12 protein-coding genes and 2 pseudogenes are annotated in these 17,637 nt (G+C 69.8%); 10 read left to right on the forward strand and 4 right to left on the reverse strand.

What is annotated here, in order from left to right:
- Positions 1 to 26: 26 nt before the first annotated feature.
- From ACWGJB_RS39680 to ACWGJB_RS39690, 3 genes are all read left to right on the forward strand, one after another.
- Positions 27 to 407, forward strand: a complete 381-nt coding sequence (locus ACWGJB_RS39680) for a hypothetical protein (protein ID WP_453384891.1) — start codon at positions 27 to 29, stop codon at positions 405 to 407.
- 597 nt (positions 408 to 1,004) lie between these two features.
- Positions 1,005 to 3,812: a TIGR03767 family metallophosphoesterase gene (locus ACWGJB_RS39685; protein WP_453384892.1), complete on the forward strand. Its 2,808-nt coding sequence runs from the start codon at positions 1,005 to 1,007 to the stop codon at positions 3,810 to 3,812.
- 308 nt (positions 3,813 to 4,120) lie between these two features.
- On the forward strand, positions 4,121 to 6,343 hold the full coding sequence (locus ACWGJB_RS39690) for a TIGR03767 family metallophosphoesterase (RefSeq protein WP_453384893.1): 2,223 nt from the start codon (positions 4,121 to 4,123) through the stop codon (positions 6,341 to 6,343).
- A gap of 213 nt (positions 6,344 to 6,556) precedes the next feature.
- Here ACWGJB_RS39690 and ACWGJB_RS39695 read toward each other — a convergent pair whose 3' ends face one another.
- The 3 genes from ACWGJB_RS39695 to ACWGJB_RS39705 all read right to left on the reverse strand — a co-directional run bounded on the left by ACWGJB_RS39695 (position 6,557) and on the right by ACWGJB_RS39705 (position 11,096).
- A complete protein-coding gene (locus ACWGJB_RS39695; protein ID WP_453384894.1) occupies positions 6,557 to 8,407 on the reverse strand; it encodes a hypothetical protein in 1,851 nt (616 codons plus the stop codon).
- A 409-nt stretch (positions 8,408 to 8,816) separates the two neighbouring features.
- On the reverse strand, positions 8,817 to 9,062 hold the full coding sequence (locus tag ACWGJB_RS39700; protein ID WP_453384895.1) for a hypothetical protein: 246 nt from the start codon (positions 9,060 to 9,062) through the stop codon (positions 8,817 to 8,819).
- Positions 9,063 to 9,119: 57 nt separating this feature from the next.
- Positions 9,120 to 11,096 (reverse strand): hypothetical protein, encoded by a 1,977-nt coding sequence (locus ACWGJB_RS39705; protein WP_453384896.1) that lies wholly within the window; start codon positions 11,094 to 11,096, stop codon positions 9,120 to 9,122.
- Positions 11,097 to 11,599: 503 nt separating this feature from the next.
- Between ACWGJB_RS39705 and ACWGJB_RS39710 the strand changes: the two are divergent.
- Both ACWGJB_RS39710 and ACWGJB_RS39715 read left to right on the forward strand, forming a co-directional pair.
- Positions 11,600 to 12,068: pseudogene (locus ACWGJB_RS39710) on the forward strand (NF041680 family putative transposase); the annotation flags it as partial.
- 25 nt (positions 12,069 to 12,093) lie between these two features.
- Positions 12,094 to 12,216, forward strand: coding sequence for a hypothetical protein (locus ACWGJB_RS39715; protein WP_453384897.1), 123 nt, complete (start codon positions 12,094 to 12,096; stop codon positions 12,214 to 12,216).
- Positions 12,217 to 12,459: 243 nt separating this feature from the next.
- Here the strand turns inward: ACWGJB_RS39715 and ACWGJB_RS39720 are convergent, their stop codons facing one another.
- Positions 12,460 to 13,392 (reverse strand): hypothetical protein, encoded by a 933-nt coding sequence (locus ACWGJB_RS39720; protein ID WP_453384898.1) that lies wholly within the window; start codon positions 13,390 to 13,392, stop codon positions 12,460 to 12,462.
- Positions 13,393 to 13,973: 581 nt separating this feature from the next.
- Here ACWGJB_RS39720 and ACWGJB_RS39725 point away from each other — a divergent pair.
- The 5 genes and pseudogenes from ACWGJB_RS39725 to ACWGJB_RS39745 form a co-directional block, all read left to right on the forward strand.
- Positions 13,974 to 14,238, forward strand: a pseudogene (locus ACWGJB_RS39725) (IS5/IS1182 family transposase); the annotation flags it as partial.
- Positions 14,239 to 14,310: 72 nt separating this feature from the next.
- A complete protein-coding gene (locus ACWGJB_RS39730) occupies positions 14,311 to 14,604 on the forward strand; it encodes a hypothetical protein (RefSeq protein WP_453384899.1) in 294 nt (97 codons plus the stop codon).
- Positions 14,605 to 15,088: 484 nt separating this feature from the next.
- Positions 15,089 to 15,397, forward strand: a complete 309-nt coding sequence (locus ACWGJB_RS39735; protein ID WP_453384900.1) for a helix-turn-helix domain-containing protein — start codon at positions 15,089 to 15,091, stop codon at positions 15,395 to 15,397.
- Positions 15,397 to 17,013, forward strand: a complete 1,617-nt coding sequence (locus ACWGJB_RS39740; RefSeq protein WP_453384901.1) for a helix-turn-helix transcriptional regulator — start codon at positions 15,397 to 15,399, stop codon at positions 17,011 to 17,013. The genes ACWGJB_RS39735 and ACWGJB_RS39740 overlap by 1 nt, the downstream gene beginning before the upstream one ends.
- A 1-nt stretch (position 17,014) precedes the next feature.
- Positions 17,015 to 17,587, forward strand: a complete 573-nt coding sequence (locus ACWGJB_RS39745) for a transcriptional regulator (protein WP_453384902.1) — start codon at positions 17,015 to 17,017, stop codon at positions 17,585 to 17,587.
- The last annotated feature ends 50 nt before the right edge of the window (positions 17,588 to 17,637 follow it).

Raw genomic sequence — 17,637 nt, forward strand, 5'->3', positions numbered from 1 at the left:
CTCGACGTGAGCGACAAGGCGTATGCGTGCACCAAGGACAACAAGGCGGAGATCCATCTGCCCGCCGGTTTGGCAGTCCAGGTCAAGGTGAGGACCAACGCGAGGACCACGCGGGCGCCTTCGACGGATATCTGGACCTGAACCAGGAGCCGTGGACGGATCTCAGAAGGGATGGTCTGCTCATCTGGGCGGGCACTGAGCACGAGGACCTGTACTGCTGGAGGGCCGACGGCGACGAGCCCGACCGTTGGCCCGTCGTGGTCCGGTCCTTTGACAGCAAGGACGCCTCCTTTGACTGTCAGGCCGCGGAGTTCGTCTGCCGCATCCTCATCGAACCGCACCACCCATTCACGATGGCCCGCTATTTCGACACTCACTGGTTCATGAACTACCGGGAAACCGGCTGACCGAACCCCCGCTGCCCACGGCCCCGGCTCTCCTCGGAGCCTACGAGGCACTCCAGACCCAGGCGTGGACGTCGGGTGACGCTTCCAACGCCGGACCGCCCAGGTGCCGGAGACCGACGCGCCCGTCATTCTGCAGTCCCGGCCTCGGCTCAGCCACGCCGACGGCAGGCACTCCAACGGCTGCCAGGCGGGGTCCGCCCGTGGCGCGAGGACGCCGCCGGCTCCGTCACGGCCCATCAGCTCGGCCCGGATCGGCGACGCCCGCGCCACCAGCGCGCTCACCGACGATCATGAGCTGCGCGGCACAGCGGAATGTTCGTCACCGACGGCCCCGCTGTCCCCACCTCCCACGCCGTCAGCCCCTCACTGACCTTCGCTGCCCTCGCCGAACGCACCGTCGTCGCGATCGGTACCCGTCCGCCGAGGCCGGAGTCGAGCTCCGCCGCCACGTTCCCCTGCCAGCCGCTGACGGACACGCCTTTGGAACGAGGCGGAACGGAATGGAACGCCGCAAGAGGAGACGGGGGTTGGACCTTTCCTGGGAGACATGGCGTGGGTATCTCGCGAAGAACGCTACTGACGACGACCGGAGTGGGCGTGGTGGCGGCAGCTATCGACGCGGGTGGTTTCCGCGCTGCGGCCGAAGCCGCGACCTCGGTCGCAACCGGCAAGGCGGCGGCCGCCTCCGCACCGGACGTGCAGGTGGTCACCACGTGGGACCGGACGGTGCAGCGGGCGAGCTACGCCCAGGGCGCGGGGTACCAGCGGCTCGTCGCAGGGCCGGGGGAGCCGCACACCATCCGCACCGACCTCTGGTCCCGCTTCGGCCCTCCGACGACGGTGCTGGCGACGTTCGCGCAGATGACCGACCTGCACATCGTGGACGACCAGTCGCCGGCCCGCCTCGAGTTCATGGACCGCTACGCGGACGCCGGCGCTCCGCACTACGGTTCGTACCCCACCGATTCGGCCTATCGGGGTCACGAGTTCCTCTCGACCCAGGTCGTCGACGCGATGTGCCAGGCCATCGCCGGGATCGGCAAGGGCCCGCGGAGCAAGAAGCCGCTGCAGTTCACCATCGTCACCGGCGACGCGATCGACAACTGCCAGCACAACGAGAACCGCTGGTACATCGACCTGCTCGACGGCGGCCAGACCATCGTCCCGGACTCCGGCCAGATCGGCCTGGACCAGGGCTTCTCCAGCGGTGCCCTGACCAGCGGCGGCACCGGAGACAACCACTACTACTACCCGTCGGTGCCCCCGCAACAGGTGCCGGGCAACCAGTACACCGGCACGTCAGGGCTCGGATTTCCCTATGTTCCGGGTCTGCTGGACGCGAGTGGAGTGGTGGGCGCGGCCCGCCGGCCGTTTGTCTCCCACGGCCTGGGCATGCCCTGGTACGCGGCGTACGGCAACCACGACGGACTGTGGCAGGGCAACGAGCCCATCGACAACAACCTCGTCGACGTGCAGGGCATGACGGTCGGCTCGTCCAAGACCACCGGCACCTCCGCCGATCTGCCCGACAACTACAGCGACCTCGGTACCTTCGGCAAGCTGATGGTCGCCTGGGACCTGGAGGGGACCCGGGTCGCCGCGGACCCCAACCGGCGGCTGCTCACCCGCAAGGCGTTCATCCAGGACCACTTCAACACCGCCGGCCTGCCGGTCGGGCACGGATTCCAGGGCGTCGGGATCGACAAGGCCTACTACGCGATCCCGTCCGGTTCCAGCGACCTGATCCGCTACATCACCCTGGACTCCACCAACACCAACACCGACGGCTTCGGCTCCGGTGCCGCGGGCGGGTCGATCGACACCGACCAGCTCAACTGGCTGGAACAGCAGCTCAGGGCCAACAGCTCGCGCTACATCGACACCAATAACCGCGTCGTTACGCAGAGCGGTGTGCAGGACAAGATGTACGTCCTTTTCTGCCACCACACGCTCAACACCATGGACAACCTCGACGACGGCATCTTCGGCGGCATCTTCGGGGACCGGCACACCGGCGACGAACTCAAGTCGCTGCTGCTGCGCTACCCGAACGTGATCGCCATGGTCAACGGGCATACCCACGCCAACAAGATCGTCCCGCATCCGACGCCGGCCTCCAGCCCGATCTCCGGCGGCTTCTGGGAGATCTCCACGGCCTCGCACATCGACTGGCCGATCCAGAGCCGCATCATCGAGATCATGGCGAGCCCCGACGCGCAGAACGCAGGCGAGTTCGGCTCCTCCGCCGGGCCCGCCACCATCTCGATCTTCACCACCATGGTCGACCCCGCCGCACCCCTCTCCTTCGGCGGTGACACCAGCTCCCCCGCGCAACTTGCCTCCCTGGCGCGGGAGCTGGCCACCAACGACCCGCAGGAGGTGAGCCACGGCATCACCAACCGCATGGGCGTCAACCAGGACCGCAACACACAGCTGCTGCTGCCGGCCCCCTTCCCGCTGCGCGCTCCGCACCCGCTCGGCTCCCCGGTCGCCGCGGCCCGGAACAAGGACGGCCGGCTGGAGCTGTTCGGCACGGACGCGCAGGGCAATCTGTGGAACACCAGCCAGCAGACCGCCGGCGGCAGTCTGCAGGCCTGGACGAAGCTCGCCAGTGGTCCTGGATGGCAGTCCGTCACCGCCAGTACCCACCAGGACGGCCGGATCGCGGTGTTCGCCATCGACCAGAACGGCTCCGTGACCCGTCGCACGCAGACCAGCGCGGGCAGCAGCACCTACACGGCGCCCCAGCAGTTCGACTCCGGCTTCACCTCGGCGACCGCGGTCCAGGACCAGTGGGGCGGCATGCAGGTCTACGCGACCCGCAGCGACAACACCATCCGCCACCGCTGGCAGGACTTCCTGAACGACGACACCGCCTCGAACGGCTGGTTCACTCCCTGGACCCAGCTCGGCGGCACCGCGATCCAGCTCGCCGTCGAGACCGGCGCCGACGGGCGCGCCGTGCTGGTCGCCATCAAGGAGGACGGCCTCCTCATCCAGCGCAGGATGAACGTCCCCAACGCGCAGACGGAGAGCGAGTGGGGTGGGGTGCTGCCCGTCGACGGCATCCTCGACTCCATCGACATGGCCCGGAACCTCGACGGACGCCTGGCGATCTTCGGCACCAATCCTGACGGGCAGCTCTTCCGCCGCTTCGAGACCGCCCCGGCAAGTGGTACGTGGCAGTCCTGGGCCCAGATGCCGACACAGTCCGGTACCACCACGCTGCGGATGCGCCACGTCGCAGCCGAGCGGAACGGGGCCGGGAGGATCGAACTGTTCGCCGTCGACGACACGGGCACGCTGTACCACTGCACGCAGACCGACCCCAGCAGCACCACCTGGTCGGCCTGGGAATCCTGCCAGCTCCAGCTGCGCGCCACTCACACCTTCGTCGGCCTGTGACGGGCCCGGCAACACCTGACCCGTCCCGTTCCTCCGCCTGAACACAGGTGCCGGGGGCCCCCCCCCCCCCGGGGGGGGGGGCCCCGGGCGCGGGGCCCCGCCCGCCCCCCCCCCCCCCCCCCCCCCCCCCCCCCCCGGGCCCCCCCCCCCCCGCCCCCCGCGCGCCCCCCCCCCCCCCTGCGCGGGTTTCCGCCCCCCCCGCAACCCTCCCGTCACGGACCCCTCGAGACTCCACCGCATTCGAAGGTGTGCGGGACGGGCGAACGACGACTTCGCAGCATGTCACGCCCCACACCGAAGGAATCGACATGACAATCTCCCGACGCAGGATCCTGACCGCTGCCGGAGTGGCTCTGGTGGCCGCGGCCATCGATGCCGGCGGTCTGCGCGCCGTCGCCAGTGCCGCATCGCCGCCTCTCGGCACCGGTGCCGCATTCGGGCTCACCACCCTCGACCAGACCGTGCAGGTCGGTCCCGACCTGGGCTTGGGATACCACGGCGTGGCCGCCGGGCCCGGCGAACCGCACATCATCCGCAACGACTTCACCCTCGCCACCTCGCCGCAGGTCACCCGGGCGCTGATCGCCTTCGCCCAGATGTCCGACCTGCACATCGTCGACGACCAGTCGCCGCTGCGGGTCGAGTGCCTGGACCGGCTCGCGGACTACGGACCTCCGCACTACAACTCGTACCCGACCGAATCGGCGTACCGCGCGCACGAATTCCTTTCGACACAGACGACCGACGCGATGTGCCGAGCCGTCCGGCAGGTCCTCCGCAGCCCGCGGACGAGCACACCGCTGGCCTTCACCGTTGTCACGGGCGACGCGGTCGACAACTGCCAGTACAACGAGTCGCGTTGGTACATCGACCTGCTCGACGGCAATACGGTGCGCCCCAACTCCGGTGACCTCACCAAGGACGAGAGCGTGGGCGGCGGCCAGTTCGGGACGGAGACCCACTACTGGCATCCGGAGGCACGGCAGACTCCGCCCGACAACAACGCCCAGCACGGCTTTCCCGTCGTGAGCGGCCTGCTGAACGCCGCCCGCAGATCGTTCACGGCGGCCGGGCTGGGCATGCCCTGGTACGCCGCCTACGGCAACCACGACGCGCTCGTCCAGGGCAACGTCCCGATCGACATTCTCCCCTTCGACCCGCTCAAGAGCATTGCCACCGGCTCCACCAAACTGACGGAGATCGAGGGGGTCCCGGACGTCTTCGACAACACTGCGACGTACTATCTGGACCTGCTGGAGGACGTACTGACGGGTGAGTTCACCCTCCAGACCGCCCACGTGACGGCAGACCCGTCCCGGCGGCTGCTCGCGCGGAGCGATTTCATCGCGGAGCACTTCAACACCACCGGTGTCCCCCGCGGTCACGGCTTCACCTCCGGCAGCGACAAGGGCTACTACGCGATTCCCTCGGGGCCCGGCGACGTGTTCCAGTTCATTGTGCTGGACACGACCAACACCAGCGGCGGTGCCAACGGCGCCATCGACACCGACCAGTGGAACTGGCTGAGCGCCCAGCTCAAGGCCAACAGCTCACGCTACGAACTCGACGACTCCGACGGCACCAGGGCCAGGACGGTTGTCACCCAGCCTGGCGTGACCGACAAACTCATCGTCATCTGCTGCCATCACACGCTCGACTCCATGGACAACACGGACAGCGGGTCTCCCTACGGCGGCACGGAACTCCGCGACCTGCTGCTCCGCTTCCCGAACGTGATCCTCATGGTCGACGGCCACACCCACACCAACAACATCTCGGCCCACAAGACTTCCTGGCCGTCCGTCATCGGCAACGGCTTCTGGGAGGTGAACACGGCGTCGCACATCGACTGGCCCATCCAGAGCCGGATCTTCGAGATCGCCGAAGGCGGCGGCATCCTGTCGATCTTCACGACCATGGTCGACTCCGACGCACCGCTGTCGTGCAACGGGGACACCAGTACCCCCGCCGCGCTGGCCTCGCTGGGACGCGAGCTGGCGGCCAACGACCTCCAGGCGGTGGCGGCCGGCATCGGCAAGCGCCGCGGAACGGCCGATGCCCGCAACACCCAGCTGCTCCTTCCCGCTCCCTTCTCCCTGCCCGCCGGCCGCGGTACGCCGCTTCCGAGCGCCGGCTGGCCGGTGGTTCAGCAGGGGGCGAGCGGTGAGCGGGTCAGGACCGCGCAGTACCTGCTCAACGCCAGGGGAGCCACGCTGAGCGTGGACGGCGCCTTCGGCCCGTCCACCGGCAGCGCGGTGCAGTCCTTCCAGTCCAGCCGCGGTCTGTCCGCCGACGGGATCGTCGGACCCGCGACCTGGCGGGCCCTCGCCGTTGCCGTGCAGCAGGGCAGCAGCGGGCCCGCGGTGACGGCGTTGCAGCGCCAGCTCAACGCACACGGGGCCGCGCTGAGCGTGGACGGCGCCTTCGGCTCGTCCACCGGCAGCGCGGTGCAATCCTTCCAGACCGCCCACAGCCTTCCGGCGGACGGGGTCGTCGCGTCCACGACCTGGCAGACGCTGACCGCGCTGTGACGCGGACCGTCCACGGGACTGCCGGGCGGCCGACGCCGACCCGCTGGTGCCGCGGCGTGCGAAGGCGGGACTGAGCGGGCGATTGACCGGGTACGGTGCGCCACCGCCGGCGGCCCAACGGGTTCTTCACCCGGGACAGGGCCGGCCGGCGGCCCGCACGACCGTGCCCGAGCAGGCTCGTCCGCGTGCGTACGGGAAAGTTCCGGACGTACGTCACGTGGGCCAGTAGGAACACCGTTGTCCGGTGTGCACGGTGCGGCGCAGGTGTTCGCCGATCAACGGGTCGGCATCCGTGATCCGTTGCAGCGCGCGGCGGATCGCCTTGCCCACGGCGATCCGCGCGCGTTCGTCGCCCTCGGCGAAGCGGCGGAGGCGCCCACCCAGTCCCGCGGCACCGGTCAGCTGGGTCGCCAGCCAGTGGTGTTCGCGGCGGGAGCCGGCAGCGTCCTCGTGCTCGTCCCGCGACTCCAGGTCGGCTGTCTCGGAACGCAGCCCTGTCAGGCGGCGCCGGTACTCGTCTACCGCCAACCGGTCCAGCGTCGGCTGCTCCGACAGGGCACTTCTCCCGACGGCACCGCCGAGCGCGGTCAGCCCCGCCACCAGGTCGACGGCCCGGATCTCCTGACGCGGGTTGGCGATGAGCACCGCGAGATGGAACATCCCGATGCTGTGCTCGACGAGCATGCTCCGCCGGCCCAGACCGATCCGCCACTTCCGGCCCTGGCGGGCACATGTCGCCTCCGCCTCCGGCGGCTCTTCCTCCGGATCGCGGGGCCGCCCGGCGTCCTGTAGTGCCGCGGCCTCCTCCGCGGCGGCGGCCAGCTCTCGCCGGGCGGAGGCGTCGTCGTCCGGCCGGCCCCGGCGAGCGAAGGCCTGCGCGAGCATCTGCCGGGAGGCCATGACCGCGGGCCAGTGCGCCAGCGCGAGGTTGTGCTGCACTGCCGCGTGGAAGTGCTCCACGGCCCTGTCCAGATCTCCCGTGGTCAACGACGCGACCCCGAGAGCGTGCTGCACCGAGCCGAAACAGGCGACGGCGAGGCTGCCCATCATCGGCAGGTGGCCGAACGGGCTCAGCAGGTCGTACGCCCGTGCCGACGTCTCGACGTCGTCAAGCAGGTATGCGGCCTGCACGATGCCGTTCATCGTCACCAGCCAACTGCTCGAACGCGGCAGGTCGGCAAGGTCGCGGCGCACCAGATCCCCGAGCAGTGGCAGCAGTTCTTCGACGCGCCCCTGGTACCACCGGATCGTGAGCAGTTGCCCTTCCAGCCAGACCGTGGCGTCGACGTCACCGGCGGCCGCCCCGCGCTCGGCACAGGCACGTGCCAGTGTCTCGGCCTGGTCGAGGCGGCCCGCCCGGATGGCGAGCATCACCTCTATCGCACTCACCACGAAGCCGACCGCGAGGTGATCCCGCTCGGCCAGCAGGTCCCGCAGCTCGGCCAGGCGGCGCTCGGCATGCGGATCGCCGTCGAGGAACAGGTCGACTGTCTGCCAGAGGAGGCCCATCAACAGGTCGCTGTGCCGTGCGGTGCGGAAGCTCGCGGCGACGAGATCGACCGACAGTTTTCGGCGTAAGGCGCCATGGTCCGGGCCGAGCACGCAGTGGTGGGCGAGGCTGAGCGCCTCCGCCCGCGCCACCGGGTCGGCTGTCAGCCTGACCTCGTCGAGCAGGGCGAGTATCGCGGCATGTTCACCGGCCCGGTAGTCGGTCTCGCTGGCAAGCCTGACCCGCAGCCGCAGAGCGAGCGGGGAGTCCGGGGCGAGGAGCGACAACGCGTGACGCAGCCGTGACCGCAGCAGCGCGGAACCCGCGACAGTGCGGTGTTCGTGGACCCAGAGACCGCCGAAGCCGAGCGCCGCGACGGCCATCGCCTGTGCGTCACCCGTCGACTCGGCGATCCGGTAGGCCGCGTCGAACCGCCGCCGGCCGGTCTGCAGGTCACCCTCGACGACGAGCGCCCGGGTGGCTGCCGCGAGCAGCGTCTCCGGGTCGCTCGCCGGCTCGGCGCCGAGTCCCGTCGGGCCTGGATCGTCCTTGGCCGGTGCGTCCATCCCCGTCATGGCTCCACTTCGCTCCCCGACCGGCCGCCTTCTCGGCCGGTCCTCTCCGCTGACTTCCGGCATCGACCAATACGACGACGCAGCCGCAGCCGGGACTCCGCCTCCCGTGCGGCGAGGGCATGTCCCAGGGCCTCAGCACGAAAGAACGGCGCTGATCAGCCGACAAATGCCTGGCCGCGCCAGATTCTGCCTCATCAGCCACCGCACGCTCCAGGCCGGGAGGGTGAGACGTCGGGACAAGGCGGTGCCCCCTCGGGACAGGGGAGGACGACCGGCCGGACCTGGAGGGAATGGCCGGCCGGGCCCGGGGCGTAAGGTTCGGCCGCACCGGGGCTGCACAGCCGCTCCGAGCCCCGCCAGTCCGAGTCCCGGCCGGAGATGCTTTCGATGCGCGGCAGGTCGAGCCGGCCTAGTCGTTGTCGCAGATGGCCGGCGAGCGGTCGAGGCGGGCGGCGTTCAATGACAGACATGGCTGTGCGACGACATCCGGGTCCGCTACGAGTTCGAGCGCGGGGTCGAAGCCGAAGGGCAGGACGGTGCTGGGAAGGGCGTGGGCCGGCCGCTCGGCCGTGGCGGCGTCACAGAATCCGGCGTAGGGGGCCGCGTGCAGGGTGCGGGTCGCGTTGAGATCCACCCGCCGGTCGCCCGGGAGCAAGGCGGTGAACCCTTCGGTCCGGCCGGGACCACGGGCCGGGCACGCGTCATGCAAGCGTCATGCGGGCCAGTACGAGCACCGCACCCCGGTGTGCACCGCGTGCCGCAGGTGTTCACCGACCACCGGATCCGCTGCCGCGATCCGGTCCAGCGCCCGGCGGATGGCCTTGCTCACCGCGACCCGGGAGCGCTCCTCGCTCTCGGGGAAGCGGCGGGCGCGTCCGCCCAGGCCCGTGGCACCAGCCAGCTGGCTCATCAGCCAGTCGTGTTCGACCTGGGCCGCGGCGGCGCGCTCGTGGTCGTCGGCGGCTTTGAGCTCGTCCAGTTCGGTGCGCAGCCGGGCCAGACGGTTGCGGTACTCCTGCGTCGCCACCCGGTCCAGTACCGGCTGCCCGGACAGGGCCGTATGCTCGGCGGCCCCGTTGAGCGCGGTCAGCCCTGCCACGAGGTCGACGGCCCGGATCTCCTGGCGCGGGTTGGCGATCAGCACCACCAGGTGGAGCATCCCCACGCTCTGCTCCACCAGGACGCTGCGCCCGCCGAAGTCGATCCGCCATTTGCGGCCCAACCGGGTACAGAACGCCGTGGGCTGCCCCTGCCGGTCCGCGCCCTGCGGACCCGCGCTGCCATGCCTGTCGATCCCCGGTGGCGTCGGCGCTGCCGCCTCGGCAGCCATCGCGAACTCCTCACGGACGGCGTCGGCCTCGGCCTGCCGGCCGGCCCGTACGAGCGTCTCCGCGAGCCGGTCCCGGGAGGCCGTGACCGCGGGCCAGTGCGGGAGGGCGAGGTTCTGCCGTACCGCGTACCGCAGATGGGTCACGGCCCGGTCGACGTCTCCCACGGTCAACGCGGCGACCCCCAGGGCGTGGTGGGCTGAGCCGAAGCAGGCGACGGCGAGGCTGCCCACCATCGGCAGGTGACCGTAGGGACTCAGCAACTCGTAGACCCGCGCCGCCGTGGCGGTGTCGTCGAGGAGATAGGCGGCCTCCGCGACACCATGCATCGTCACCATCCAACTGCTCGACATCGGCAGGTCGCCGAGGTCGCGGCCGCACAGCGTGGCCAGCGCACTGACCGCCTTCCGCCGGTCCCCGGCCGTCGCCGCGGCCACCGCCAGCGCGGCCTGGGCGTGATCGTCCACGGCGCTCAGCGTGGGGGAGTTGACCACTTCACTGAGCAGCGGCACGAGTTCGACCACCCGGCCCTGGTACCAGCGGATGGTCACCAGCTGCGCGGCATGCCACACCGTGGCGTTGACATCACCGGCGGCAGCCCCGCGCTCGGCACACGTCCTGGCCAGGGCCTCGGCCTCGTCGAGGCGGCCCGCGCGGACGGCGAGCATGACCTCCATCGCGCTCACGACGAAGCCCACCGCGAGATGGTCCTGCTCGGCCAGCAGGCCGCGCAGCTCCGCCAGGCAGCGTTCCGCGTGCGGGTCACCGTCCAGGAACATGTCGACCGTCTGCCACAGCAGACCCATCAGCAGATCGCTGCGGCGGGAGGTACGGAAGCTCTCCGCGACCAGCTCGGCGGCCAGTTCCCGGCGAAGTGTGCCGTGCTCCGGCCCGATCAGGCAGTGATGGGCCAGGCTCAGAGCCTCCGCACGCGCCATCGGATTCTGCTGCGACCTCGCCTGCTCGAGCAGCGCCAGTACCGCCGTGTTGTCGCTGCTGCGGTAGTCGCCCTCCCCGGCCAGCCTGATCCGCAGCCGCAGTGCCAGGGAGGACTGCGGGTCCAGCAATTCCAGCGCCCGGCGTATCTGCGATTCCAGGAGTACCGAGCCGGCGACCGTGCGGTGCTCGTGCACCCACAGGCCGCCGAAGCCGAGGGCGGCCACCGCCATCGCCCGTTCATCGCCCATCGACTCGGCGATCCGGTAGGCGCGTTCGAAGCGGTCTCGGCCGGTGCGCAGATCACCGTCGTCGACCACGGCGAGGGTGCCCTCGGCGAGCAGGGTCCGAAGTTCACCGGGCCTCGGGACGTCCGGCCCGGCCGGACCGCGCGCGTCCCGCACGGGCGCATCGACATGGTTCACGGCTGTGCTTCCCTCCTGGGTGCACTCGACAACGCCAGAGGGAAGCCGGCCGGACCGCCGTGTCGGTCGTGATCGGTGGCCTTGCCACAGGCGGGGGACGACGGCCAGAGAGCCTAGCGCAGAGGCCGTGGCGGGGGAACAGCCACAAGTTGTACGGGATGTGGACTTCGTGTGAGGCGCGACTGCCGGTGCCACGCCGGGCGGCCGGGGGAACGCGATGGCACGGGGCGGCACGGATTGGAACGCTTACCTGGCGGCGACACCGGCGGCGACACATCCAAACGACCACTCCGTCCAAGGGGACTCAGCTGTGGGCTTTTTCGGCCATCGGTGTTCGACCCTGGGCGGCGCCGTGGCGTTCGCCTTCGGGCTTCTGCTCAGTGGAGGTCCGACGGCGTCCGCCGCCCCCGCCGCGGCGCCGACCTTTGACTGGGACCCGATGCGACGCCTTGCCGAGAGGCTCGTGAACCTGGCAGAGCCTGTCCCTCGCCCGCTCGCCCGCGTGGTCAGACACCGATGCCATCCCGGACGACGTCGACCGCCTCTGGCAGGCATATCTCCGGCGCTTCGACATCGAGCACACCTTCCGCCTGTTCAAACAGACCCTAGACCTCCCCAAAGCTCCGCACTCCCGAGGCAGCCGACCGATGGACCTGGCTGATCCTCGCCGCCTGCCCCCAACTGCGGCTCGCCCGCACACTCGCAGCCGACCGACGTCGTCCCTGGGAGGAACCCAGCCCGCCGGACAGACTCACCCCCGCCCGAGTCCCCCGCGACTTCCGGCACATCCGCCCACAATTGGCCTGTCCAGCCCAAGCACCGAAACCTTAGCGACCTGGCCCCGGACGGCCGCCGGGACAAAAGAACACCCGGCCCACCCCCCGCCACGACATGCATACACCCCGCAGAACATCGGCGGCGAAAAAGAGAACGACGAAGTCAACCACCCAACGACCACGCCGCACAGGTTAAAGACCAAGCTAGGGAGTTCGCGCGCGTGGGCCATCTCGCGTACCCGGATGTGCGCAACCAGCTGCCACTTGACGCTCACGAGCAGGCCGCCGAAGCGCAGGACCGCGGGACCCGCAGAGTGCTGCGCACCCGGTCCTCGGCGGCCTGATCAGCGAATACGAATATGCGGCGTGGCGTGGAGCGGCGACTCTTCGAGTGGCGCAGGTTGGAATCAGTTTCTACAGGCGGACCATCTCCGTCGCCCCTGCGTGAGATCGGCTTCGAGGGCGCCATGCCGCCCCGGCCCTGACACTGTGTCCGCTCGTGACGGGGCCGCAGGGCCGGGGCTCGACCGGTGGAGGCGGTCAAACCCCGGCCCTGCCACTCGGAAGCGAGCTGCGGGCAGGATCGCTCAGTAGCGGTCGAGGATCAGCTGGGTCTTGAGGATGTCGCCGTGGTACAGCCAGCCGTGCCCGTCGGCGACCGCGATGGCGTCGGCGTGGAGCTGCGCGGCGTCGGCGTAGTTGTCGGTCTTGAACGACAACTCGACGACGTACTCGGTGCCGGTCCCGCCGGAGTCCTTCACCGGCAGCACCTCAATGCTGGCGTCGTCGGACGACTCCCACGCACCTGACCATACCTGCGAGGTCACCGGGCCGTGGGCGCGGGAGACCTTCAGGGTGTCCGAACCCCAGTTGTTGTAGAGCCAGTCGTCGAGCTTGCCGGGGATCTCGTTGACCAGCCAGGTACGGCCTGTGCCGCTGGACGGCATCGTGGTGCCGGAGTAGCCGCTGGCGCTGTGGCTCTTTTCATTGCTGAAGCTGAGGGTCTGCTTGGCGTAGCCCCAGTCCACCTGGGCGTCGTAGTTGGTGTCGCTGCTGTCGAAACCCTCCGCGTTCGCCTCGTCGAGGGCGGCATTGATGTCGCCGTTGACCACCGGGAAGCGCTTCTTGTAGGTCTCCTCGAAGTCCGAGCCCGACTTGTGACGGAGCCGGACGTCCCAGCCCTGGGCGTTGAGGTCCAGGGCGTCGGTGTCGTAGTACTCGTAGGAGCGTGCCTTGGCGGAGCTCGTGATCCCGAAGGCGGCTTTCACAGCCGAGGTCGGGGTGTGCGAAGCGTCGAGCGCTGCGGTCGTGAGATCGATCTTCACCTCGTACGTCGGCACGGCGTTGGCGTCGGCGAACGCCGGCGTCGCGGGGGCGAGGACGGCGAGGGAGACGGTGAGCGACGCGGCGAGGCCGACCGCGGATGCGGTGAGCGAGCGACGAGCCGGAGAAGTAATGGCCATGGCAGGAAAGTCCCGCTGACCGGTGATCAGCACGTGCTCGCTGGGCGTGGTTCGCATGAAGCTGAGACGTCGGGCAGGCCACAGCCCCCAGGTCCGGGTGAGCGCAGGTCAGGCACTTTGCACGCGCACCATGGTCGTGATCATCTCGTTGGGGGCGGCGCCCGGCAGCGCCGACTTGGCGCGGGAGTCCGTGGTGGAGCTTGCCGAGCAGTCGGGCGTCCCGGTCGACCACGGCAACGTCGTGGTGATCCTCAGCCCAGTCGATTCCACAGGTCACGTGCAACGCGCGCTCCTTTCGGGCCTTGCCTGTCCGTCCGTGTCGAGCCGTGGCAGGACCACCCGGCGACCCAATAGAAGCGCTCACGGGGGCACCACCCCATCAGCCGTCCGTGGCCCCTGCAGTGTCCAGGGTCCTCGCTCTCGTGAAGAGCTCCACGGCTCCGGCTGATCGGGAGGTGTTCCTGGGAACGGCGAGAACCACGGCACCGTATGGCTACCGAGCTTGAATCGGCAGAGGCCGTGCACGCGTCCCTCTTGTCGAAGCACTCCCAGGCGCTGCATACAGTCCAGATGTCTCGCCCGGCCCCTGCCAGGACCGGCAACTGCCAATCCACAGTGCCTATTAGGCATACAGCTAACGCCGCAACTGCCGCTACCTGCGAAGACGCCAGATCAAGCACACCATCCCCGAACCGAAGGACCAGCGGGCCCACCGCACAAGACGCGGAAGCACGGGCGGCCGACCCGCCGGCTTCGACAGCGAGATCTACAAACGCCGCAACGAGGTCGAGCGGACCATCAACCGTCTCAAGAACGGCCGTCGCCATCCGCTACGACAAGAGGGCCTATATCTTCCACGGCACCGTCACCGTCGCCGCAATCCGGCTCTGGCTCCATCCGTGAGATGCGCCCTGTACCTGGTTACGCACAGAACTCCTCAGCCGTAGCAGCGTCGTCCCATACAGTGCCGAAGGTATGACGGCCCTTGCATCCTTCACCTTCGTGCGCCACATCGATGGGCTCCGCTACCACTTCGAACGCGACGGCGAGCACCACGGCCGCCCCGCGTACCGCCGAACGGACGGGAACGTGTGGTGTGTCTGGTCGCCGAGCGACGGCTGGCACTGCGAGATCGCTGACGGCCTCGTGACCGCGCATCCCCTCAACAGCCACGCTGACGAACCCGAACCCCCGGCCACCGTCTGGCGCAGCTTCAAAAACGACCGCTCCTACCTCTACGACCTCCGGCCCCTCGCCTCCGAAGCGTGATCCGCCGGACAGTGCCTAATACGCCACGTCGGACGCGCCTTAGCCGCTGGTCCTGGACGAGGCCGTGGTGCAGGCGGGTGCGGTCGGCGATGGCGGCCAGTCGTGTGTCGCGCCGCAGGGCCGCGGCCAGGTGGTCGCCGAACGGACCGTTGGCATCCACGATGACCAGTCCGCGCCCCCTCGGAGCCAGTTGTGCCGGTGAACGCCAGGGACGGGGGAGCGGGGCGGGGACGGGGATCGGCAACGGCGCGGTTGGTGTGAGCCATGCTCAGCCAGGTCTTGGCCCTTTCGCCGTGCTGGGGCCGTGCGTGGTGTACGGCGTTGACGGCGAGTTCGTGGGACACGTTCGTCAGGTCGTCGGCGTAGGCGCATTGCCCCCGCCGGCAAGAGTCTCGCGGGCGAAGCGGCGGATTCTCCGGACGCTTTCCGAAAAGTGATGCGAAATATGAATGATGAATGAGCTCCAAGTGGTAGAATTGGCGTTGTGGGTATGAGTCTTGAGGAGCGGGTGAGGTCGGCGGTGGCTGCGCTTCTGTTTGCGACGGGTGAGTCGCAGTCGGTGTTGGGTGCTGTGCTGGGGGTGAGTCAGGCTCAGGTGAGCCGTCGTCAGCGTGGCACTGCGGCGTGGACTCTGGCGGACTGCGAGGCGGTCGCCGCGCATTACGGTATCGACGTGCTGGATCTTATGGCGGGGCCTACCCGGGCGACCGAGGTGCTGTCCGGCCCGCGTCGTCGCCCTCCCGGCGGCCAGGCTGGTTCCCGGCGTTCTGCGGTTGCCGGGGGAGGGGTGTGATGGCGGAATTCGGTGCGATCGATGCACTCCTTGCCGGTGCCGGGAAGGAGGTTCCGCTGCCGTCGGCCGGGGAACGGCGTGTTCTGCGGGAGGAGTTGAACCTTTCGCGTGCTCAGCTTGCTCAGGTGCTGGGGGTGAGCCCTTCGACGGTGGGGGGTTGGGAGGCGGGGCGGGACCCGAGTGGTGAGACGAGGGTGAAGTACGCGTACTTCCTCGACGGAGCGAAGTCCAAGCTGGCCGCCGGGACAGCTGAGCAAGCCCCCGCTGACGGATTCGGGGACGAGGTGGTCGAGGATGGCGGCCCGGTGGCGGCCCTGGACGATGACATGGACGTGCTCGCGGTGCCGCAGCCGTGTGTGCTGTGCGGGCAGCCGGCCCGTCATCAGGTCGAGGGGTTCCCTCAGCACCTGGATCCGGCCGAGTGTGCCATCGTGCCCTCGCCCTCGCCCTCGCCCTCGCCCTCGCCCTCGCCCTCGCCCTCGCCCTCGCCCTCGCCCGTGCCCGCGGCCGTGCAGACGGCACCCGGCCCGGCGGCCGCTCCGGCTCCTGACGAGCACGCTGGGGGTCGGGCCGGCGGGGCACGTCAGGCTTTGCGCGCAGGGCGGGGGGTGAAGGTTGTGGCGGCTGGGCGCCGGGTGCGGCCTGCTGCTGCCCCGGACCCGCTCGCGGCACGGATTTCCTCGGCGGTCGCGGCGGCGCTCGCCGAGTATGGCGGGGACGTGGCGGCAGCTTCGGCGGCGTTGGCGAAGCGGGCGATCCCCGACGCGATGGCCCTGCTCGACCAGTCCCGCATGGGCGGCCGGTACGAGGTGGTTGCGCATCCGTGGCTGCCGGACGTGCTGCGCAAGCAGTCCGCGCGGGGCGCGGACCAGGTGTGGGAGGCCCGCCCGAAGTGGACGAGGCCTGAACTCCCGGCCGGCGCCCACGAGGTGACCGCGCTGGATGTCAACGGGGCCTACCTGTCCGCGCTCAAGACGCATCTGCCGCTCGGCCAGCTGGAACACTCCACCGGCAACCAGCACGACCCGCGCCGCGCCGGTGTCCATCTGATCACCCCGCCCGGCTGGGACCACGACCAGGTGCTCCCGAATCCGATCGGTGAGCGGGACGAGCCGGGCCCGTTGTGGGTGACCGAGCCGACCCTGCGTCTGCTGCTGCGGATCTCGGGCCCGAAGTACGGGCTGTGCGACCCTCCGGTGATCCACGAGTCGTGGACGTCCGGGGCCACAGAGGGCCTCCTGGAGAAGTTCCGCATCGCCCTGAAGGACGCTCGGGAGCGGGCGATCGCCGAGGATGACGAGGTGGCGCTGGAGTACATCAAGGCCATGTACTCCAAGTTCGTGTCCACCATGGGGGAGTCGAACTACAACCGCGAGCTGTACCGCACCGACTGGATGCACCTGATCCGCTCCCAGGCGTTCGCGAACCTGTGGTGGAAAGCCCACCGCGCCTACGACGAGGGCCTCCTGGTGGTGCGTGCCATGGGTACCGACGAACTCCACGTAGCTGGCGACTGGCGCGCCGTCTTTCCCGAAGGGCGCGGTGTGACCGAGGTGAAGGTCAAGGACGTCTACACCGTCGGCGACGCCGGCCCCATGACTGCGGAAGAGGCCTGACATGCCCGAGCGTAACCTCGACTTCGGCAAGTTCGGCGCCCGCGGCATCAAAGGCCACGAGGCCGTCGCCCGTCAGCTCGACGCCCTCGCCGGATACATCGCCACCCCCATCACCGCCCGCCGCGGCCTCCTCGCCCGCCTGCACTACCTCACCCGCACCCAGCACGCCCACGCCGCGGCCCGGGCCGCCGGCCTTACCGTCACCGACCGCACCATCCGGGCCTGGCTCGGCGGCACCCGCCAACCCTCCCGCCAGAACCTGGAGCGGATCGAGCGGGCCTACCGCACCGTGCGGCGGGCGAACGTCGCCCGCCACCTGCTCGCCCGCCTCAACCGCGACGGACGCGGCACCCGCGTGGAGTTCCACCCGCTCAATCAGTCCCAGGTCTCCGGGCCGCGCCAGCGGCCCGTGGAGTTCCGGACGCTGAACGTCCGGCGTTGGGACCGGATCGTCGCCGCGTGGGCCGACGCCGACGACCAGGGCTTGGACGACGCGTGGATCGACCAGGTCGCCGACCTCGGCTCTCAGTGGGGCCAGTACGAGTACGTCACCAACATCGGATTCGCCGCCTGACAGCACCCTGTTCATGGGCTTCTGACCAGCCCAAACGTCCGCTAATGCCT

This window comes from Streptomyces sp. NPDC054813, from assembly GCF_053611365.1.

Coding starts and splice junctions, on each gene's coding strand:
- ACWGJB_RS39690 (WP_453384893.1), top strand. CDS start 4,121: ATGACAATCTCCCGACGCAGGATCCTGACCGCTGCCGGAGTGGCTCTG.
- ACWGJB_RS39695 (WP_453384894.1), bottom strand. CDS start 8,407: ATGACGGGGATGGACGCACCGGCCAAGGACGATCCAGGCCCGACGGGA.
- ACWGJB_RS39720 (WP_453384898.1), bottom strand. CDS start 13,392: ATGCGAACCACGCCCAGCGAGCACGTGCTGATCACCGGTCAGCGGGAC.
- ACWGJB_RS39730 (WP_453384899.1), top strand. CDS start 14,311: ATGACGGCCCTTGCATCCTTCACCTTCGTGCGCCACATCGATGGGCTC.
- ACWGJB_RS39740 (WP_453384901.1), top strand. CDS start 15,397: ATGGCGGAATTCGGTGCGATCGATGCACTCCTTGCCGGTGCCGGGAAG.
- ACWGJB_RS39745 (WP_453384902.1), top strand. CDS start 17,015: ATGCCCGAGCGTAACCTCGACTTCGGCAAGTTCGGCGCCCGCGGCATC.